We start from the raw sequence: 15,237 nt of genomic DNA on the forward strand, positions 1-15,237 counted from the left end.
ATGGTCTCGGCGATGACGCCAAAGCGCTCCAGGTTGCCGATCAGGTTAAACTCCTGGACATAGGGCAGCAGGACTGCGTTGCACACGCCGTGGGGCAGGTTGTAGAAGCCGCCCAGCTGGTGAGCCATGGCGTGAACATAGCCCAGAGAGGCGTTGTTGAAGGCAACGCCGGCCAGATACTGGGCGTAGGCCATCTCGGAACGGGCCTTCATGTACTCGCCGTTTGCCACAGCCTGGGGCAGATAGTGAACGATCTTGTCGATGGCCTTGATGGCGGCGGCGTCGGTGAGGGGGTTGGCGGCAGTGGAGACATAGGCTTCCACTGCGTGGGTCAGTGCGTCCATGCCGGTGGCCGCAGTGAGAGAGGCGGGCATACCCACCATGAGCTCAGGGTCGTTGATGGCGATGGCCGGGGTGACCCGCCAGTCCACGATGCACATCTTCACCTTCCGGACGGTGTCGGTGATGATACAGAACCGGGTGATCTCAGAGGCGGTGCCGGCGGTGGTGTTCACTGCCACCAGGGGCGGCAGGGCCTCGTGGGCCTTGTCTACGCCTTCGTAATCTGCGATCTTGCCCCCGTTGGTGGCCACCAGGCCAATGCCCTTGGCGCAGTCATGAGAGGAACCGCCGCCCAGAGAGAGGATGCAGTCGCAGCCGTTGTCATGGAAGAAGGCCTCCCCTTCCACCACGTTGGTATCCTTGGGGTTGGGCTCGGCCTTGCCGAACACGGCGGAGTCCACGCCTGCGTCCTTCAGGATCTTCTGGATGCGCTGGGTCATGGGGTGGCCGGCCAGGAATTCGTCGGTGACGATCATGGCTTTTCTGCCTCCAAGGCTCTGCATCAGGTGGCCGGTCTCCTCCACGGAGCCCTCACCAAACACGTTTCTGCTGGGTACGAAATAATAGGTAGACATATGACTTCTTCCTTTCCTGGGGTTTTAGGGAAAAAGGCGGTTCTCGCAGCGGAATAAACCGCCGCGAGAACCGACCGTATTCTGACACGAAGGGATGAAATGCGGTTTCTGCTTACTTCTCAGGGTAGAACCCGGTGGAGGTCTCGTTAAGGTTGATCATGATATTCTTCTGCTGGGTGTAGTGCTCCAGGATGACCTTGTGGGTCTCGCGGCCGATGCCGGACTGCTTGTAGCCGCCGAAGGGAGCGCCTGCGGGGATCTGGTTATAGGTGTTGACCCACATACGGCCGGTCTCCACCGCCCGGGCCACCCGGATGGCGCGGTTGATGTCACGGGTCCAGACGGCGCCGCCCAGACCATAGACAGAGTCGTTGGCCATGGCGATGACCTCTTCCTCGGTCTTGAACTTGATGACCACGGCCACAGGGCCAAAGATCTCTTCCTGGGCCACCCGCATGTCGTTGGTGGCGTTCACGATGAGGGTGGGCTTCATGAAGCAGCCCTTGGCGCACGCACCCTCGGTGTAGCGTTCGCCGCCGCAGACCACAGTGGCGCCCTCTTCCTTGGCGATCTCCACGTAGGAGAGGATCTTCCGCATCTGGTTCTCGTCCACCTGGGCCCCCATCTGGGTGTTGGGGTCCAGAGGATCGCCAACGGTGACCTGGTTAAAGGCCTTGACGGCGGCCTCTACGAACTTGTCATAGATGCCTTCCTGGACAAAGACCCGGGACCCTGCGCAGCAGACCTGGCCCTGGTTGAAGAGGATGCCCAGCTGCAGGCCGTCGATGGCCATATCCCACTTGCAGTCGTCGAAGTAGATGTTGGCGCTCTTGCCGCCCAGCTCCAGGGTGGCGGGGATGAGCTTATCCGCTGCTGCCTTGGCCACGCCCAGACCCACCTCGGTGGAGCCGGTGAAGGCCAGCTTCCGGAAGCCGGGGTGATCCAGCATATACTGGCCGGCGCGGCTTCCGCCGCCGGTCACCACGTTCAGAACGCCGGGGGGCAGCAGGTCGCCGATGAGCTTTGCCAGCAGCAGGGCGCTCAGAGGTGTGGTGGAGGAGGGCTTCAGGACGATGCAGTCGCCGGCGGCCAGGGCGGGGGCCAGCTTCCATGCGGTCATCAGGAAGGGAAAGTTCCAGGGAACGATCTGACCAACCACGCCGATGGGCTCCCGGAGGATGAGGCTCAGCATACCGCCGTCCAGAACCGAAGCCTTGCCCTCTTCGGTGCGGATGGCGCCGGCAAAGTAACGGAAGTGGTCGGAGGAGAAGGGGACGTCCACGGCAGTGGTCTCCCGGATGGGCTTGCCGTTGTCCATGCTCTCTACCTCTGCCAGAAGGGCAGCGTTTTCGTCGATCACGTCGGCGATCTTATCCAGAATAGCCGCCCGGGCACCGGTGGACAGATCGCGCCAGGCAGGAAACGCCGCCCAGGCAGCCCTGACCGCAGCGTCTACGTCTTCCTTGGTGGCTTCTGCACACTCTGCCAGCTTTGCGCCGGTAGCAGGATTGGTGGTGGCAAAGGTTTTACCATCGGAAGCGGGGACCCACTTACCGCCAATATAGAGATCATATCTTTCGTCCAGTCTTGCGCTCATGTCGGTGCTCCTTTCTTTTGAAACGGAACCGTCTGATCCATCATCCGTTCCGTGTTTTGTGCTTTATATCGCTATCTTTGAGAAGATTTTCTTCCTCATCTATTATAGCACAGCACCGACGGTTTGAAAAACACATAAAACTAATAGGCACATCACAAAAAGTTATGCCTCTGCTTCCTGCTCCTGCTCCCGCCGGACCAGCCGGAAAAAGTCGTCCGCCGCAACGCTCACCGGGGGGATCTGCCGCACCGCCACCGTGCTCTCCCGGAAGGTGTCCCCTTCGATCTCAAACACGGTAATATCCTTGGGCAGCTGGCTCTCTGCGCCGCTGGGCACTGCGGCAATGCCCAGCCCGGCCTGCACCGCCAGCACCGTCTCAAAATAGCTCTTTACGCTGCGCACGGGATTGCTGCCCAGGCCCAGGCGAACATAGTATTCATTTCTCTGCTGGAGGTTATCCTCCTGCCCGGCCCCCTCCATCCGCAGGATAGTCTGGCCGGTGAGCTCTGCGGAGGAAATGCTCCGCCGCCCGGCCAGGGGGCTGTCCGGCCCGATCATAAACTTGGAGCGGCGGCTGCCCAGCTCAATGGTATCGAACCGCTCATCCAGGGGCATCCCGTACTCAGGGATCACCAGCATATCCAGCTCCCCTTTGAGCAGATCCTCCATGAGCACTTCCCGCCGGTCCTCCCGCAGACGCACGGAGGCCTCCGGATACACCTGACGGTAGCGGCGCAGATGCCAGGTAAAGGGCTCCCCGGCGCAGGGGCCCCGAAAGCCCACGCGCAGCCGCTTCCGCTCCCCGTCCACAATGGCCCGGGCCTGCTTCACCGCCCCGTTGTACTGGGCCATGATGCTCCGGCACTGGTTGGCGAAGTACTCCCCCGCAGGGGTCAGCTTGACCGAGGTGCCCCCCCGGTCAAAGAGGGCAAAGCCCAGCTCCTGTTCAAACTGCTTGATCTGCTGGCTGATGGCCGCCTGGGCTACATAGCATTCCCGGGCCGCTTTGGTAAAATTCAGGTGTTTGGCCACCGACAGAAAGTATTCAATCCTGCGAAAACTCATAATCCCTTCTCTCCCCCGCCCCGGTAAACCCTGCGCCGGAGCATCCACACAAAAAGCCGCCGGTATCTCCTGCGGGGAGATACCGGCAGAGGTTCCGTTGTTGCAGCGATCGGCTTTAGTCCAGGTAGTAGTCAAAGCCGTAGCAGCTCTTTTCAAAGCCGTAGATCTCATAGAACCGATGGGCTTCCTTCCGGGGCATACCGGAATCCAGCACCAGAGCCTTGCAGCCTCTTTCCTTGGCCAGCTCCTTGGCGTGGTCCATGAGCTTCACGCCGTAGCCTTTGCCCCGCTCGTTCTGGTTGGTGATGATGCTGGAGACATAGCAGGTCATGCCGGACAGCCAGAATGTATTGAAGTATGCGCCGTGGCAGAAGCCATGGTACTCGCCGTTCTCCATAAGGAAGAAGGCAAAGCTGTCCTCGTCAGCCAGAACGTCCGCATACACTTTGCGGATCACTTCCTTGTCGTAGGTGTTGTAGGTCCAGAGTTTTTCGATGTAATCAAACGCTACATCAAAATCTTCCATCGTTGCTGTTTTAAATTCCATGACGCACCCTCCATTTACTTTATAATGATAGCTTATTATAAATCTCTTTGAGAACTTTGTCAAACCTCTTTTCTTCATTTCCTCCATATTCTTCCTCCTTTTTTCCCTGGATTTGGGCAGTATTACAACACTTCCTCCCCCTCTTCTGCCCCCTTTCCATTGACCTTTCCCGCCAAACTTGCTACCATAGCTGTATTGATATGCATCGCGGGACATTTGATCCTGCGCTCTTAAACTCTCCGTAACAAAAGAAGGGATTTCTATGAAAACCAGAATCACCCAGCTCTTCGGCATTGAGTATCCCATCATCCAGGGCGCCATGCAGTGGCTCTCCAAGCCCCGCCTGGCGGCCGCCGTCTCCAACGCAGGAGGACTGGGCACCATCAACATGACCACCTATGAAACCCCCGAGGCTTTTCAGGAGGACATCCGCCTGCTGAAAAGCCTCACCAGAAAACCCTTTTGCGTGAACCTCTCTCTCCTGCCGGACACCAAGCCCGACGGCCCTATCAAGGGTTTTTTGGAGGCCATCGTGGAGGAAAAAGTCCACATCGTCGAGACCGCCGGCAGCAGCCCCAAGCCTTTTATGGACACCCTGAAAGGGGCTGGTTGCCTGGTGATGCACAAGATCCCAGACTCCCGCTTTGCCCACACCGCCGAGGATGTGGGCTGCGACGCCGTCTGCATCGTGGGCTATGAGGGCGGCGGCCATCCCGGCATGGCCGGGGTGGGTTCCATCGTCCAGTGGCCCCTGGCCACAGAGCGGTGTTCCATCCCCGTGGTGGGCGCCGGCGGGATCTGCGACGGGCGGACCATGTACGCCGCCCTGGCCATGGGCCTGGACGGGGTCATGGTGGGCACCCGTTTCCTCATGGCCTCGGAGACCGACATCGGTCCCCACCTGCGGAAGTTCATCATCGAATCCAGGGAGACCGACACCGTCCTCACCCAGATGAGCATCCGCAACGCCCTGCGCTCCATCAAGACCAAAGGGGCCATGGACATCATCGAGTTTGAAAAAACGCATCCCACCTTTGACGAACTCTATCCCATGATCCGGGGGGCGGTGACCAGGGCCGCCTACGAGAAGGACGATCCCCAGGCCGCCCAGATCGCCATGGGACAGGTCCTGGGCCGCATCCACGACGTGAAGCCCGCCGCCCAGATCATCAAAGAGATGATGCGGGAACTCTACGACATGCATCAGCGGGTGACCGGTATGCTGGAACCCTCCCCCTACCGCTTCTACGAATGATGCTTACACAAAACCGCCCTGCCGCAAATGCATGCGGCAGGGCGGTTCTTCTTATCTTCGCTTTTTTCCGTTGGGCTTTCCAGGCTTGCCCTGGGAACGTCTTCCCCCACGGGGCGGTTCCCGGCGGGTCTTCCCCTGGGACGGCTTTCCCTCGCTCCGGCGGCCAGAGGCTTTCTTCTCTTCCGGCTTGCCCGGGCGGATGGGCCGCAGCAGACACTGGGGCCCGTAGCCAATGAGGTCCTCCCGTCCGGCCCGGTGGAGGGCCTCCATGATGAGCCGCCGCTTTTCCGGCCGCTTCCACTGTAACAGCGCCCGCTGCAGCTCTTTCTCATGGGGTGTTTTGGGTACATACACCGGCTCCATGGTCCGGGGGTCCAGCCCGGTGTAATACATGCAGGTGGACAGGGTCCCCGGGGTGGGGTAGAAATCCTGCACCTGCTCCGGCTGGCGGCCGGTCTTGTTCAGCCACTGGGCCATGGCAATGGCGTCGTTCAGGGTACTGCCGGGATGGGAGGACATGAGATAGGGCACCAGGAACTGGTTCTTCCCATACTTCTGGTTCAGCCGCTGGTACTTGTCCTTAAACTTCTCATAGGTGGCGATGTGGGGCTTGCCCATGGCGTCCAGCACATGGCCCACGCAGTGCTCCGGGGCCACCTTCAGCTGGCCGCTGATGTGGTGCTTCACCAGGTCGGCAAAGAACTCCCCGTTTTTATCCTTCAGCAGATAGTCGAAGCGGATGCCCGAGCGAATGAAGATCTTCTTGATCCCGGGGATTTCCCGCAGCTTCCGCAGAAGGATGAGGTAGTCGGTGTGGTCTGCGTCCAGGTTGGGACAGGGCTCCGGGGCCAGGCAGTCCCGGTGCTTACACAGGCCGTGCTTCATCTGCTTCTTGCAGGAGGGACGGTGGAAGTTGGCCGTGGGGCCGCCTACGTCGTGGATGTATCCCTTAAAGCCAGGGTGCTTGGTGAGTTCCGTCACTTCCCGGATGATGCTCTCGTGGCTGCGGGAGGTCACCATCCGCCCCTGGTGGAAAGCCAGGGAGCAGAACTTGCAGGCGCCGAAGCAGCCGCGATTATGGATGACGGAAAAGCGCACCTCTTCAATGGAGGGCACGCCCCCCATGCTGTCATACACCGGATGGGGCTCCCGCATATAGGGCAGTTCTGCCACTTCATCCAGCTCCTGGGTATTGAGGGGCATGGCAGGGGGATTGGCGATCAGGTACCGGTCCCCGTGGCGCTGGATCACCGCCCGGCCCCGGACGGGGTCGTGCTCGTCGTACTCCACCAGATTCGCCCGGGCATAGGCCTTTTTGTCCCGGGCCACCGTCTCGTAGGACTCCACTTCCACCGACGGGTAACCGCAGGCGGAGGGATCTTTGGCCGCAAAACAGGTCCCCTTCACCGTGGTGATCTCGGACACCGGAGTGCCCGAGGCCAGCAGCCGGGCGATCTCCCGGGTGGCCCGCTCCCCCATGCCATAGGTCAGCAGGTCCGCCTGGGCGTCAAAAAGCATGGACCGGCGGACCTTGTCTTCCCAGTAGTCATAGTGGGCAAACCGGCGCAGGGAGGCTTCCAGTCCCCCGATCACAATGGGGATGTCTCCAAAAACCTCCCGCACCTTGTTGGCGTAGACAATGGTGGCCCGGTCCGGGCGCAGGCCCGCCCGGTTGCCCGGGGAGTAGGCATCGTCATGGCGGCGCTTTCTGGCCGCTGTGTAGTGGGCCACCATGGAGTCAATGTTGCCTCCGTTGATGAGCACGCCGTACCGGGGGCGGCCCAGGGCGGTAAAGGCCTGGTTGTCCCGCCAGTCCGGCTGGGCCAGAATGGCCACCCGATACCCCTCCGCCTCCAGCACCCGGCTGATGATGGCCGTGCCGAAGGAAGGGTGGTCCACATAGGCATCTCCGGTAATGAGGAGAAAGTCATAGTAGTGCCAGTCCCGACGGAGGAGGTCCTCCCGGGATATGGGCAGAAAATCCCGTTCCTTTTTCACCGCAGTTCTCCCTGGGGTTCATACCCAATATACTTTTCCATCTCGTACAGGGGACCGTAAGCGCCCTGGGTCTCCCCCGTGCGGCGGAATCCATACTTCTCATAGAAGGACAGGGCCGGCTGGTTGGCCTGGGAACACACCAGCCCGAGCCGGTCCCGGCCCATGGGGCGGTAGACGCTCACCGACTTGCCGATGAGCTGGACCCCTACACCGTTGCGGCGCTGGTCCGGGTCCAGGTAGAGGAAGGCGATGTGTCCCTTCTTCTCCGCAGCGCCCCGGGCAGGGTCCAGCTGGAGAAGCCCCGCCCGGCGGCTGCCCACCATGGCCACCGCCAGACTCTTCCGCTCCTGCTTCCAGGCCGCCCGGGCGTCCTCCAGAAAGACACCGCCATCATACCGGTCCAGGGTTCCATACACCCCCCGCCAGGCCAGTTCCCGGCAGGAGAGATAGTAGTCCCGGTCCTCTGCCCGGTCCAGGTCCGCCGGGGCAAACCAGAGGTTCACGTCGGCTTTCTGGTCGTTCTTCTTCCACCAGTTCTGTCGGGCCAGGGTGGAGATCTCCGGGGTCAGGTGGGAGTTGTCGTCCATATAGACTACATTTACCGTTCCATCGGTGATCTCCAGCAGGGACACCGCCGTGTTGTCGCTGTGTCCCATCTTCTTCATCTCGCTCAGGCCGATGCCCAAAAACTCCGCCAGGGTGTTGCGAATGAGGGTACCGTGGGCAAACACGGCCACCGTCTGCCCGTCGTGGTGGGCTGCAATGTCCAGGATGGCTGCCGTGCCCCGGCGGCGGACTTCCGGGAAGCTCTCTCCTCCCGGCGCCCGAAAGTCCGGGGAGGTGGTGGTGAAGAGTCCCATTCTCTCGTGGTCGGTGCGGTCGATCCCCGCCCAGGAGTGGTCCTCCCACTCCCCCATGCTCAGCTCCCGCAGGTCGGGGCGGGTATGGAGCTCCAGCCCCTTGGGCACATAAATGGCACGGGCTGTGGTCATGGTGCGAAACAGGTCGCTGGAATAGACTACATCAATGGGCACCTTTGCAAACCGCTCTTCCAGGGCCTGGATCTGCCGGTATCCGTTGTCGGTGATGAGGCTGTTATATTGTCCGTGGATGCGGCGGTAAAGATTGCCTTCCGCTTCCGCGTGTCGAATCAGATAGATCGTGGTCATACCGTCTCCTCCGGTTTCTTTTGATATTCTCTTCGTTCATAGCCTTTCATTATAGCCCAACTCACATATTTTAGCAACGGATTTTCTCGCAAAGCAGGGCACACTATCCTTGTCTCATGCAGACAATCCACCGAAAGGAGGGATGGTTTTCCATGAATCCCAATACCTTCTGGGCCGGCATGGCCGTGGGGGTGGCAGCAGGCACCTGCCTGGGCATCCGCATGAAAGCCAGGGAGAAGAAGATCCGGAGGATGATCAACCGCACCGCCCGTCATATGGAAAACGCCTTCGATCAGATGAGCCGCTGATCCTTTCTTGAAATTTTTTGCGATCTCCCCTTGACAAACCGCTTCCCATCTGTTAATATGACTCTTACCTTGAGCAACAAGTAAATCGATGGGGGTATAGCTCAGCTGGGAGAGCGCTTGAATGGCATTCAAGAGGTCAGCGGTTCGATCCCGCTTATCTCCACCAAAAGACCTGAAACTTTAGTTTCAGGTCTTTTTTCTTTCCTCCATACGATCATAAAATCAAAACGGCGTTTTCATGGAAACCCTTCCAGAAAACGCCGTTTTTTCTTTTATTTCATTCTATCCTTATCCTCGTATTGGGACAGGCAACGGAGGGCCGCCATTTACTCTGGCTTCCCAAAGAAATCTTCAATTGGCACGCCGAAAACTTGTGCCAGACCATATAACTCTATGTCTGTCACAGTCCGCGTCTTGTCTTCGATGCGGGAGATTGAACCCCGGCACACATAAATGGCCATTGTCTCCAGTTTATTGGAGACGGCCTGTTGACTCATGCCGTTCGCAAGCCGCAACGCCTTTACTTTGTCGCCCACCATGTTCATGGCTTTGCCGTCTATGATTCTCGCCAATGATCTGCCACCTCTTGTCTTGACATAGGACACACCCTAAGGCTATCCTATTTTCCAAAGCAAGATATCTTATGACAGGACAACGTAGAAAATAAATGGGAGAGAGTGAGAAAACCATGAACGTTCATTCCGCATGGGATATGGATAAACTGGCCCGCACCCTGAAGCGGTACCAATTAAAAAAGATACTTGGAGCGAAAAAGGTCAGTGACTTTTCTATTTTGATCTGGCGAAAACCGGAAAATGAGAGGCCGCGAAACGCAAGTTATGTTATTTTGAAATACAGAGACGACAACGGCGATATTGTCACAACGGAAACCGCCTATGAGAACGGAAAGTTTTGGTATTTTTATTCTGACGGCTCCGTCGGCGAAGTGAACGAAAAGGTAATATTGGGTTGGGATTACTTTCCCTATAACGAAGATTTGCCGAGAATATAACAACGTACAATCAAATCCATTTCAGGTGTCTTTTTACCCCCATGGCCTCCCGGTGAAATCCCGGGAGGTCATGGGGTTGATACTCCATTGTTCCTCAGGCGGTCCGCCGGAGCTTCACAATGGTGAGATTGATCTCTCCATCCACCGCATCCCCGGAGCCGGTGTATGTCAGGCTGAACTCCGTCGGGGTGGGCGCATACAGGATCAGGCACGCTGACCCCGCTGCACTGGACCCGTTGGTGCTGGTGGCAAAATAGATCCCCGTCTCCAGATGTGCGGTCCCATTGTATGTAGGTGTGATCTGCATATAGTTCGCAGTACGAAACAGTGCAGAAACCTTGTAGGAGACCAGATAATATCCCGCCGCCAGAGAAATATGTTCCAGGTCCCGGGCCACGATGTTTCCTGTGGTATCAATGACGCTGGGGATCATGGTGAGTAAACTGCCGCGAATCAGCGGGTATTGCGTGTTAATAAAGGAAGCAAAACTCTCGTTGGGCAGTTCTCCCATGGGACCAGTGGGTCCCGTGGGACCGGTCGCCCCTGGTAGCCCCGTAGGTCCAATGTCGCCTGTAGGGCCGATCGCCCCAGTGGGTCCTGTAGGACCAGCAGGACCCGTTGCCCCGGGTAAGCCCGCAGGGCCAGTGGGACCGGTAGAACCCATAGGTCCGGTGGGACCCACCGCACCGGCAGACCCCGTCAAACCAGTGGGACCGGTAGGACCGGTGGGGCCGGTCGCACCGATGGTGAAGATCGTCCCGGCTGGCCCGGTAGGACCCGTGGGGCCTGTGGCCCCGGTCTGCCCTCTCGGACCGGTAGAACCCATAGGTCCGGTGGGGCCCACCGCACCGACAGCACCTGTCAAACCAGCGGGCCCGGTAGGACCGGTGGCCCCCGGCAAACCCGACGGGCCCGTGGGACCCGTAGCACCCGGCAAACCCGCCGGTCCCGTGGGACCCGTAGCACCCGGTAAACCCGCCGGTCCCGTGGGGCCCGGCAGGGGCCAACCCCACCAGCCATACCAGCCATAGGGACAGCACCAACAGAGGGGATGCATCCATTGTCTCCGGGAAGTGCAGAAACGATACCAACCTGTCAAACCTCTCCCTCCCTTTCCTTGGAGATGTTACCTCAGTATATTCCTCTTCATTGCCCATGGGTTCCCCTGTTCTAAGCCCGCTTGCCCTGGCAGCCCACAAAAAGAGGGAGCCGGGCGGCTGCCCGACTCCCTCTGTCTTTTCTCTCTTGTTTGGTCTTACTCTCTGGACCACTTCACACCCTTGGGAACGTCCACCAGGGTGATGCCCATGTCTTTCAGCTGGTCCCGGATACAGTCAGCCTCCGCAAAGTTCTTGGCCTTCTTGGCCTCGTACCGCTGCATCACCAGCGCATCGATCTCCGGGTCGCCCTCGCCGGTGATGGTGTAGTCGCCCTGGGTCTTGGACTCGGCCGCTTTGGCCATCTCCTGCCGCTTGGCCTCTGCCTTGGCCAGCAGGTCCAGGCTCAGCACCTGGTCAAAGTCAGCCAGCAGCGCCAGCTTGGTGGCGTCGTTGGTCTTGGCCTTCAGCACGTCGTACACTGCGGTCACAGCCAGGGCGGTGTTCAGGTCGTTGTCCAGCGCACCCTTGAACTTGGCCTTCAGGGTCTCCATGGTCTCCTGATCCACTTCTCCGTCGCCAGGCTTCAGGGCTGCGATCCGCTGAATGAGCTTGTTGAAGGTGCCCACGGCGTTGTCCAGGTTCTCCCAGCTGAAGACCAGGGACTTCCGATAATGGCTCTGGAGGCAGAACAGACGGTACACCAGGGGATCATATCCCTTTTCTTCCAGCAAGGAGACGGTGAGGAACTCGCCCTTGGACTTGCTCATCTTGCCGTCGTTGGTGTTCAGATGGTGCACATGGAACCACTGGGGGCACCAGGGATGGCCCAGATAGCTCTCAGACTGGGCGATCTCGTTGGTGTGGTGGGGGAAGGCGTTGTCGATGCCGCCGCAGTGGATGTCCAGATACTCGCCGTTGTACTTCATGGAGATGCCGGAGCACTCAATGTGCCAGCCGGGGTAGCCCACGCCCCAGGGGGAATCCCATTTCAGGGCCTGGTCCTCAAACTTGGACTTGGTAAACCAGAGGACGAAGTCGTTCTTGTTGCGCTTGTTGGTGTCCTCTTCCACGCCCTCCCGGACGCCCACAGCCAGGTCCTCCTCCTTGTGCTCGTTGAACACATAGTACCGGTCCAGCTTGGAGGTGTCAAAGTACACGTTGCCCCCGGCGAAATAGGCGTAGTCCTTCTCGATCAGGGTGGAGACGATGCGGATATAGTCGTCGATGAGGCCGGTGGCAGGCTGCACCACGTCAGGGGTCTTGATGTTCAGCTTGGCGCAGTCGCTGAAAAAGGCGTCGGTGTAGAACTGGGCGATTTCCATGACGGTCTTGTGCTCCCGCTTGGCGCCCTTGAGCATCTTATCTTCGCCCTCGTCTGCGTCACTGGTCAGGTGACCCACGTCGGTGATGTTCATCACGCGGTTCACGTCATAGCCGGCGTACCGCAGGAACTTCTCCAACACGTCCTCCATGATATAGCTGCGCAGGTTGCCGATGTGGGCAAAATGGTACACCGTGGGGCCGCAGGTATACATCTCCACGTGGCCGGGGGTATGGGTCTTAAACTCTTCCTTTTTATGGGTTGCAGAATTATACAGATACATGGGTCGACTCTCCTTCTGTTCTGGTTTCCTGGGCAGAGGCTTCTCCCTCTGCCCCGTGGTTCATCGTTTTCTGATACTGTTCGTCCAGCAGTTTTTCCACCAGCTCCAGCCGGGAGGACATGGCGGCCAGCTTTTCCAGCACCGGGTCCTGGACGTTGATCTGGTCCACAGCGTCGGCGTAGTGCACCGAATGCCCGTGGACCCGCACCACCTGGGCGGGCACGCCCACGGCGGTGCTGTCTGGGGGCACCTCGCTGAGCACCACCGAACCGGCAGCGATACGGGCGTTATCCCCCACGGTAAAGGGGCCTAAGATCCGGGCGCCGTTGCCCACCAGGACGTTGTTGCCCAGGGTGGGGTGACGCTTTCCCTTGTCCTTGCCGGTGCCGCCCAGGGTGACCCCGTGGTAGATGAGGCAGTCGTCGCCAATCTCGGCGGTCTCGCCGATGACGATGCCCATCCCGTGGTCGATGACGAAGCGGCGGCCGATCTTGGCACCGGGGTGGATTTCAATTCCGGTCCAGAACCGGCTCCACTGGGAGATGGCCCGGGCCAGGAATCGTAAGTTATGGCGGTAGCAGGCGTGGGCCACCCGGTGGTACAGGGTGGCGTGCACCCCGGGGTAGAGGAGAAAAACCTCCAGCTTGCTCCGGGCTGCCGGGTCACGGGCCTGATAGGCCCCCAGGGTTTCGATCAAATGGGGCAAATCCATTCACCTCTCAAATTCTTGCAATAAAAAAACCTCCTGACCACACGATCGGTCAAGAGGCGAAATTCATCCGCGGGTCCACTCTTTTTTCTTACTCAGAGGCCGGTAACGGCGCCAAACCGGAGGGCATCTGCATCCCCCTCGCTCCCGGGCGCACTTTCCCCTATCTCCCCGCAGGGCGGCTTTCAGTCGGTGGCCTCCCCTCTCTGTCCGGTTCTGATACGGTACTCTTCCCGTTCCACGCGAGATGAACTTGTTCACAGTACCAGTATATTACCATGCCCCGGCAATGGTGTCAAGGCCGGAAGCAGCGCCCCAAAAAGCGGCAGCCGCCTCATGACGAGGCGGCTGCTGGAGGAATGCAAGTAGAAAACAACCGAATCCTCAGCTGCCCGGTCAGGTCCGGGGCAGGGAGGCTTTCCAGTTCCGGTGGACCACCATGCCCGCCAGCTCGCACACCATCAGGAGCAGGGCAAACTTGGTCACCGGGACCATCATGAGTACGTCTCCGATCCAGAAGTTGGAGAAAGCAGCCGGGGCAAATGCGCTCCCAAGGGATGCGCCGTCTGCCAGGGCCGCGGCGGGCGGGCAGACCACCACCATGACCAGGAGCAGGGCGACGTAGGCAATGACATCCGCCGCGATCATCACGGCGATGGGTTTCTCTCTGGTCAGATAAAGCACCACCGGGGAGAGAACAAAGAGAGCAGCCAGCAGAATCATCATAACCAATCCCTCCTCTATCAAGACCAAACGAAATGCGAACACGTACTGCGCTTTACCAACCCTGGGGACCGGGGTCGCTGGGATAAAGAGCTTTCCCCGTCAGGAAGAAGTAGCAGCCTACGGCGCTCAGGAGGCTGACCCAGCCGGCGGGCAGCAATATGTCCGCCGCAGACGAGAACCTATCAACGAGGTTACCAACCTTAATGATATGGCCCGCCAGTTCAATCGCCCCAAAGATGATGATAGAGGCCAGATAGCCCCGCATCGCCTTCTGGGCCCTGGGGGGCAGCGCGGACAGCTTACAGTACAGCAGGGTGCTCAGCAGAATGATGCCAACGATCAGCGCCAGCATGACCCAGAAGATCGGCGCTTCCGGCCCCGCCTCAGCGTAGTCTTTGAACTTTACGATCATCGCTGCCACGCCCAGGACGGTGATGGCAAAGGCGATCCTTCTTTGGGGAGCAAAGGGCTTATTGGAGTTCATCCTGTCTGCGCCTCCTTTCGTGGCGGGCGTGTACGTCGCCGGGCTTTCCTGCGGTCTCCGCCGTTATCCGGGGAGCTTCTGCCCGTTTGCATAGACCCAGCCCCAGGGGGTGACTTTCAGCTCATCCTCTGCAGTGCCTTCCTGCAGCGTGTAGTAATAGGACCCTTTGTTTTTCCATGTGCATACATTCGTGGCGACTCGCCCGTCTTTCCCCAGATCGGTGTAATAGGTGTAGACCGCTGTGATCCCGTTAAACTGGGCGATCTCCTCCGGGTGGAAGTTCTGACGGTCCAGGTAGGCCAAGTCGCGGCAGACCATCTCCTGGGTAAGGTCATCCTTGTAGTCCCCCTGGTAATTGGCGATGAGCTCTGCGGCCTGCTTCTGGATCCGGTCGCTCTGTGCCACAGACCGGTCCGTCATGGCCGGGATCACAAACATGCCGACCAACAACGTCAGAACGATCACAAGGACCACAACGATCACGCCGATTTTCTTGCCAGATGCTTTCATAAAAGTATCCTCCTCTCGCCACAATACATCTTCCTTTGTTGATATCATTCTATAATATGCGGACATATTGTGCAACAAATTTCCCATTTTATAAAAAACTTTAATAATTAACCCTCAAACCCCTTGAAATACAAGGATATTTGCAAGAGAACAAGTTGAATTTACTACCAATTTACTACTTTTGAGGAAAAAGCCTTGATGTGCTGTAAAAACTCTTGCGAATAAAGTTATTTTAC

17 protein-coding genes and 1 tRNA gene are annotated in these 15,237 nt (G+C 58.9%); 4 read left to right on the forward strand and 14 right to left on the reverse strand.

Going from position 1 to position 15,237, the window contains the following annotated elements; all coding sequences use genetic code 11:
* The 4 genes from SOR61_RS07675 to SOR61_RS07690 form a co-directional block, all read right to left on the reverse strand.
* On the reverse strand, window positions 1-917 hold a 917-nt coding region (locus SOR61_RS07675), incomplete at its 3' end, for an iron-containing alcohol dehydrogenase (RefSeq protein WP_320612080.1).
* Window positions 918-1,029: 112 nt separating this feature from the next.
* On the reverse strand, window positions 1,030-2,514 hold the full coding sequence (locus SOR61_RS07680; RefSeq protein WP_320612081.1) for an aldehyde dehydrogenase family protein: 1,485 nt from the start codon (window positions 2,512-2,514) through the stop codon (window positions 1,030-1,032).
* A gap of 162 nt (window positions 2,515-2,676) precedes the next feature.
* The gene (locus SOR61_RS07685; protein ID WP_320612082.1) at window positions 2,677-3,579 is read right to left on the reverse strand and encodes a LysR family transcriptional regulator; all 903 of its coding nucleotides are present in this window, start codon (window positions 3,577-3,579) and stop codon (window positions 2,677-2,679) included.
* A 115-nt stretch (window positions 3,580-3,694) separates the two neighbouring features.
* Window positions 3,695-4,126 (reverse strand): GNAT family N-acetyltransferase, encoded by a 432-nt coding sequence (locus SOR61_RS07690; protein ID WP_320612083.1) that lies wholly within the window; start codon window positions 4,124-4,126, stop codon window positions 3,695-3,697.
* Between the two features lie 262 nt (window positions 4,127-4,388).
* On the opposite strand from SOR61_RS07690, the gene SOR61_RS07695 reads away from it, so the two are divergent.
* The gene (locus tag SOR61_RS07695) at window positions 4,389-5,381 is read left to right on the forward strand and encodes a nitronate monooxygenase (RefSeq protein WP_320612084.1); all 993 of its coding nucleotides are present in this window, start codon (window positions 4,389-4,391) and stop codon (window positions 5,379-5,381) included.
* Between the two features lie 51 nt (window positions 5,382-5,432).
* Here SOR61_RS07695 and SOR61_RS07700 read toward each other — a convergent pair whose 3' ends face one another.
* Together SOR61_RS07700 and SOR61_RS07705 are read right to left on the reverse strand one after the other, a co-directional pair.
* A complete protein-coding gene (locus SOR61_RS07700) occupies window positions 5,433-7,379 on the reverse strand; it encodes a YgiQ family radical SAM protein (RefSeq protein ID WP_320612085.1) in 1,947 nt (648 codons plus the stop codon).
* Complete coding sequence (locus tag SOR61_RS07705; RefSeq protein WP_320612086.1) at window positions 7,376-8,548, reverse strand: bifunctional histidine phosphatase family protein/GNAT family N-acetyltransferase; 1,173 nt, start codon at window positions 8,546-8,548, stop codon at window positions 7,376-7,378. The genes SOR61_RS07700 and SOR61_RS07705 overlap by 4 nt, the downstream gene beginning before the upstream one ends.
* A gap of 152 nt (window positions 8,549-8,700) precedes the next feature.
* Here SOR61_RS07705 and SOR61_RS07710 point away from each other — a divergent pair, with 152 nt between their 5' ends.
* On the forward strand, window positions 8,701-8,856 hold the full coding sequence (locus tag SOR61_RS07710; RefSeq protein WP_320612087.1) for a hypothetical protein: 156 nt from the start codon (window positions 8,701-8,703) through the stop codon (window positions 8,854-8,856).
* Window positions 8,857-8,946: 90 nt separating this feature from the next.
* Window positions 8,947-9,022, forward strand: a tRNA-Ala gene (locus SOR61_RS07715).
* A 160-nt stretch (window positions 9,023-9,182) separates the two neighbouring features.
* Here the strand turns inward: SOR61_RS07715 and SOR61_RS07720 are convergent.
* Window positions 9,183-9,428, reverse strand: a complete 246-nt coding sequence (locus tag SOR61_RS07720; RefSeq protein ID WP_320612088.1) for a helix-turn-helix transcriptional regulator — start codon at window positions 9,426-9,428, stop codon at window positions 9,183-9,185.
* Window positions 9,429-9,544: 116 nt separating this feature from the next.
* Here SOR61_RS07720 and SOR61_RS07725 point away from each other — a divergent pair, with 116 nt between their 5' ends.
* Window positions 9,545-9,868 carry a hypothetical protein gene (locus SOR61_RS07725; protein ID WP_320612089.1) on the forward strand — a complete coding sequence of 108 codons (324 nt, stop codon included), beginning with the start codon at window positions 9,545-9,547 and terminating at the stop codon, window positions 9,866-9,868.
* Window positions 9,869-9,962: 94 nt separating this feature from the next.
* Here the strand turns inward: SOR61_RS07725 and SOR61_RS07730 are convergent, their stop codons facing one another.
* From SOR61_RS07730 to SOR61_RS07760, 7 genes are all read right to left on the reverse strand, one after another.
* Entirely contained in the window at window positions 9,963-10,379 is a 417-nt protein-coding gene (locus SOR61_RS07730; RefSeq protein ID WP_320612090.1) for a hypothetical protein, read from the reverse strand.
* The gene (locus tag SOR61_RS07735) at window positions 10,339-10,959 is read right to left on the reverse strand and encodes a hypothetical protein (RefSeq protein WP_320612091.1); all 621 of its coding nucleotides are present in this window, start codon (window positions 10,957-10,959) and stop codon (window positions 10,339-10,341) included. Before SOR61_RS07735 ends, SOR61_RS07730 begins: the two co-directional genes overlap by 41 nt.
* 164 nt (window positions 10,960-11,123) lie before the next feature.
* On the reverse strand, window positions 11,124-12,572 hold the full coding sequence (gene cysS / locus SOR61_RS07740) for a cysteine--tRNA ligase (RefSeq protein WP_320612092.1): 1,449 nt from the start codon (window positions 12,570-12,572) through the stop codon (window positions 11,124-11,126).
* Window positions 12,559-13,284: a serine O-acetyltransferase gene (gene cysE / locus SOR61_RS07745; protein ID WP_320612093.1), complete on the reverse strand. Its 726-nt coding sequence runs from the start codon at window positions 13,282-13,284 to the stop codon at window positions 12,559-12,561. The genes cysS and cysE overlap by 14 nt, the downstream gene beginning before the upstream one ends.
* Before the next feature lie 393 nt (window positions 13,285-13,677).
* Window positions 13,678-14,007, reverse strand: a complete 330-nt coding sequence (locus SOR61_RS07750) for a hypothetical protein (RefSeq protein WP_320612094.1) — start codon at window positions 14,005-14,007, stop codon at window positions 13,678-13,680.
* Between the two features lie 52 nt (window positions 14,008-14,059).
* Window positions 14,060-14,491: a hypothetical protein gene (locus tag SOR61_RS07755; RefSeq protein ID WP_320612095.1), complete on the reverse strand. Its 432-nt coding sequence runs from the start codon at window positions 14,489-14,491 to the stop codon at window positions 14,060-14,062.
* A gap of 63 nt (window positions 14,492-14,554) precedes the next feature.
* Window positions 14,555-15,001, reverse strand: a complete 447-nt coding sequence (locus tag SOR61_RS07760) for a hypothetical protein (protein ID WP_320612096.1) — start codon at window positions 14,999-15,001, stop codon at window positions 14,555-14,557.
* Between the last annotated feature and the right edge of the window lie 236 nt (window positions 15,002-15,237).

It is taken from the genome of Evtepia sp., assembly GCF_034090835.1.
Lineage (GTDB): Bacteria > Bacillota > Clostridia > Oscillospirales > Oscillospiraceae > Evtepia.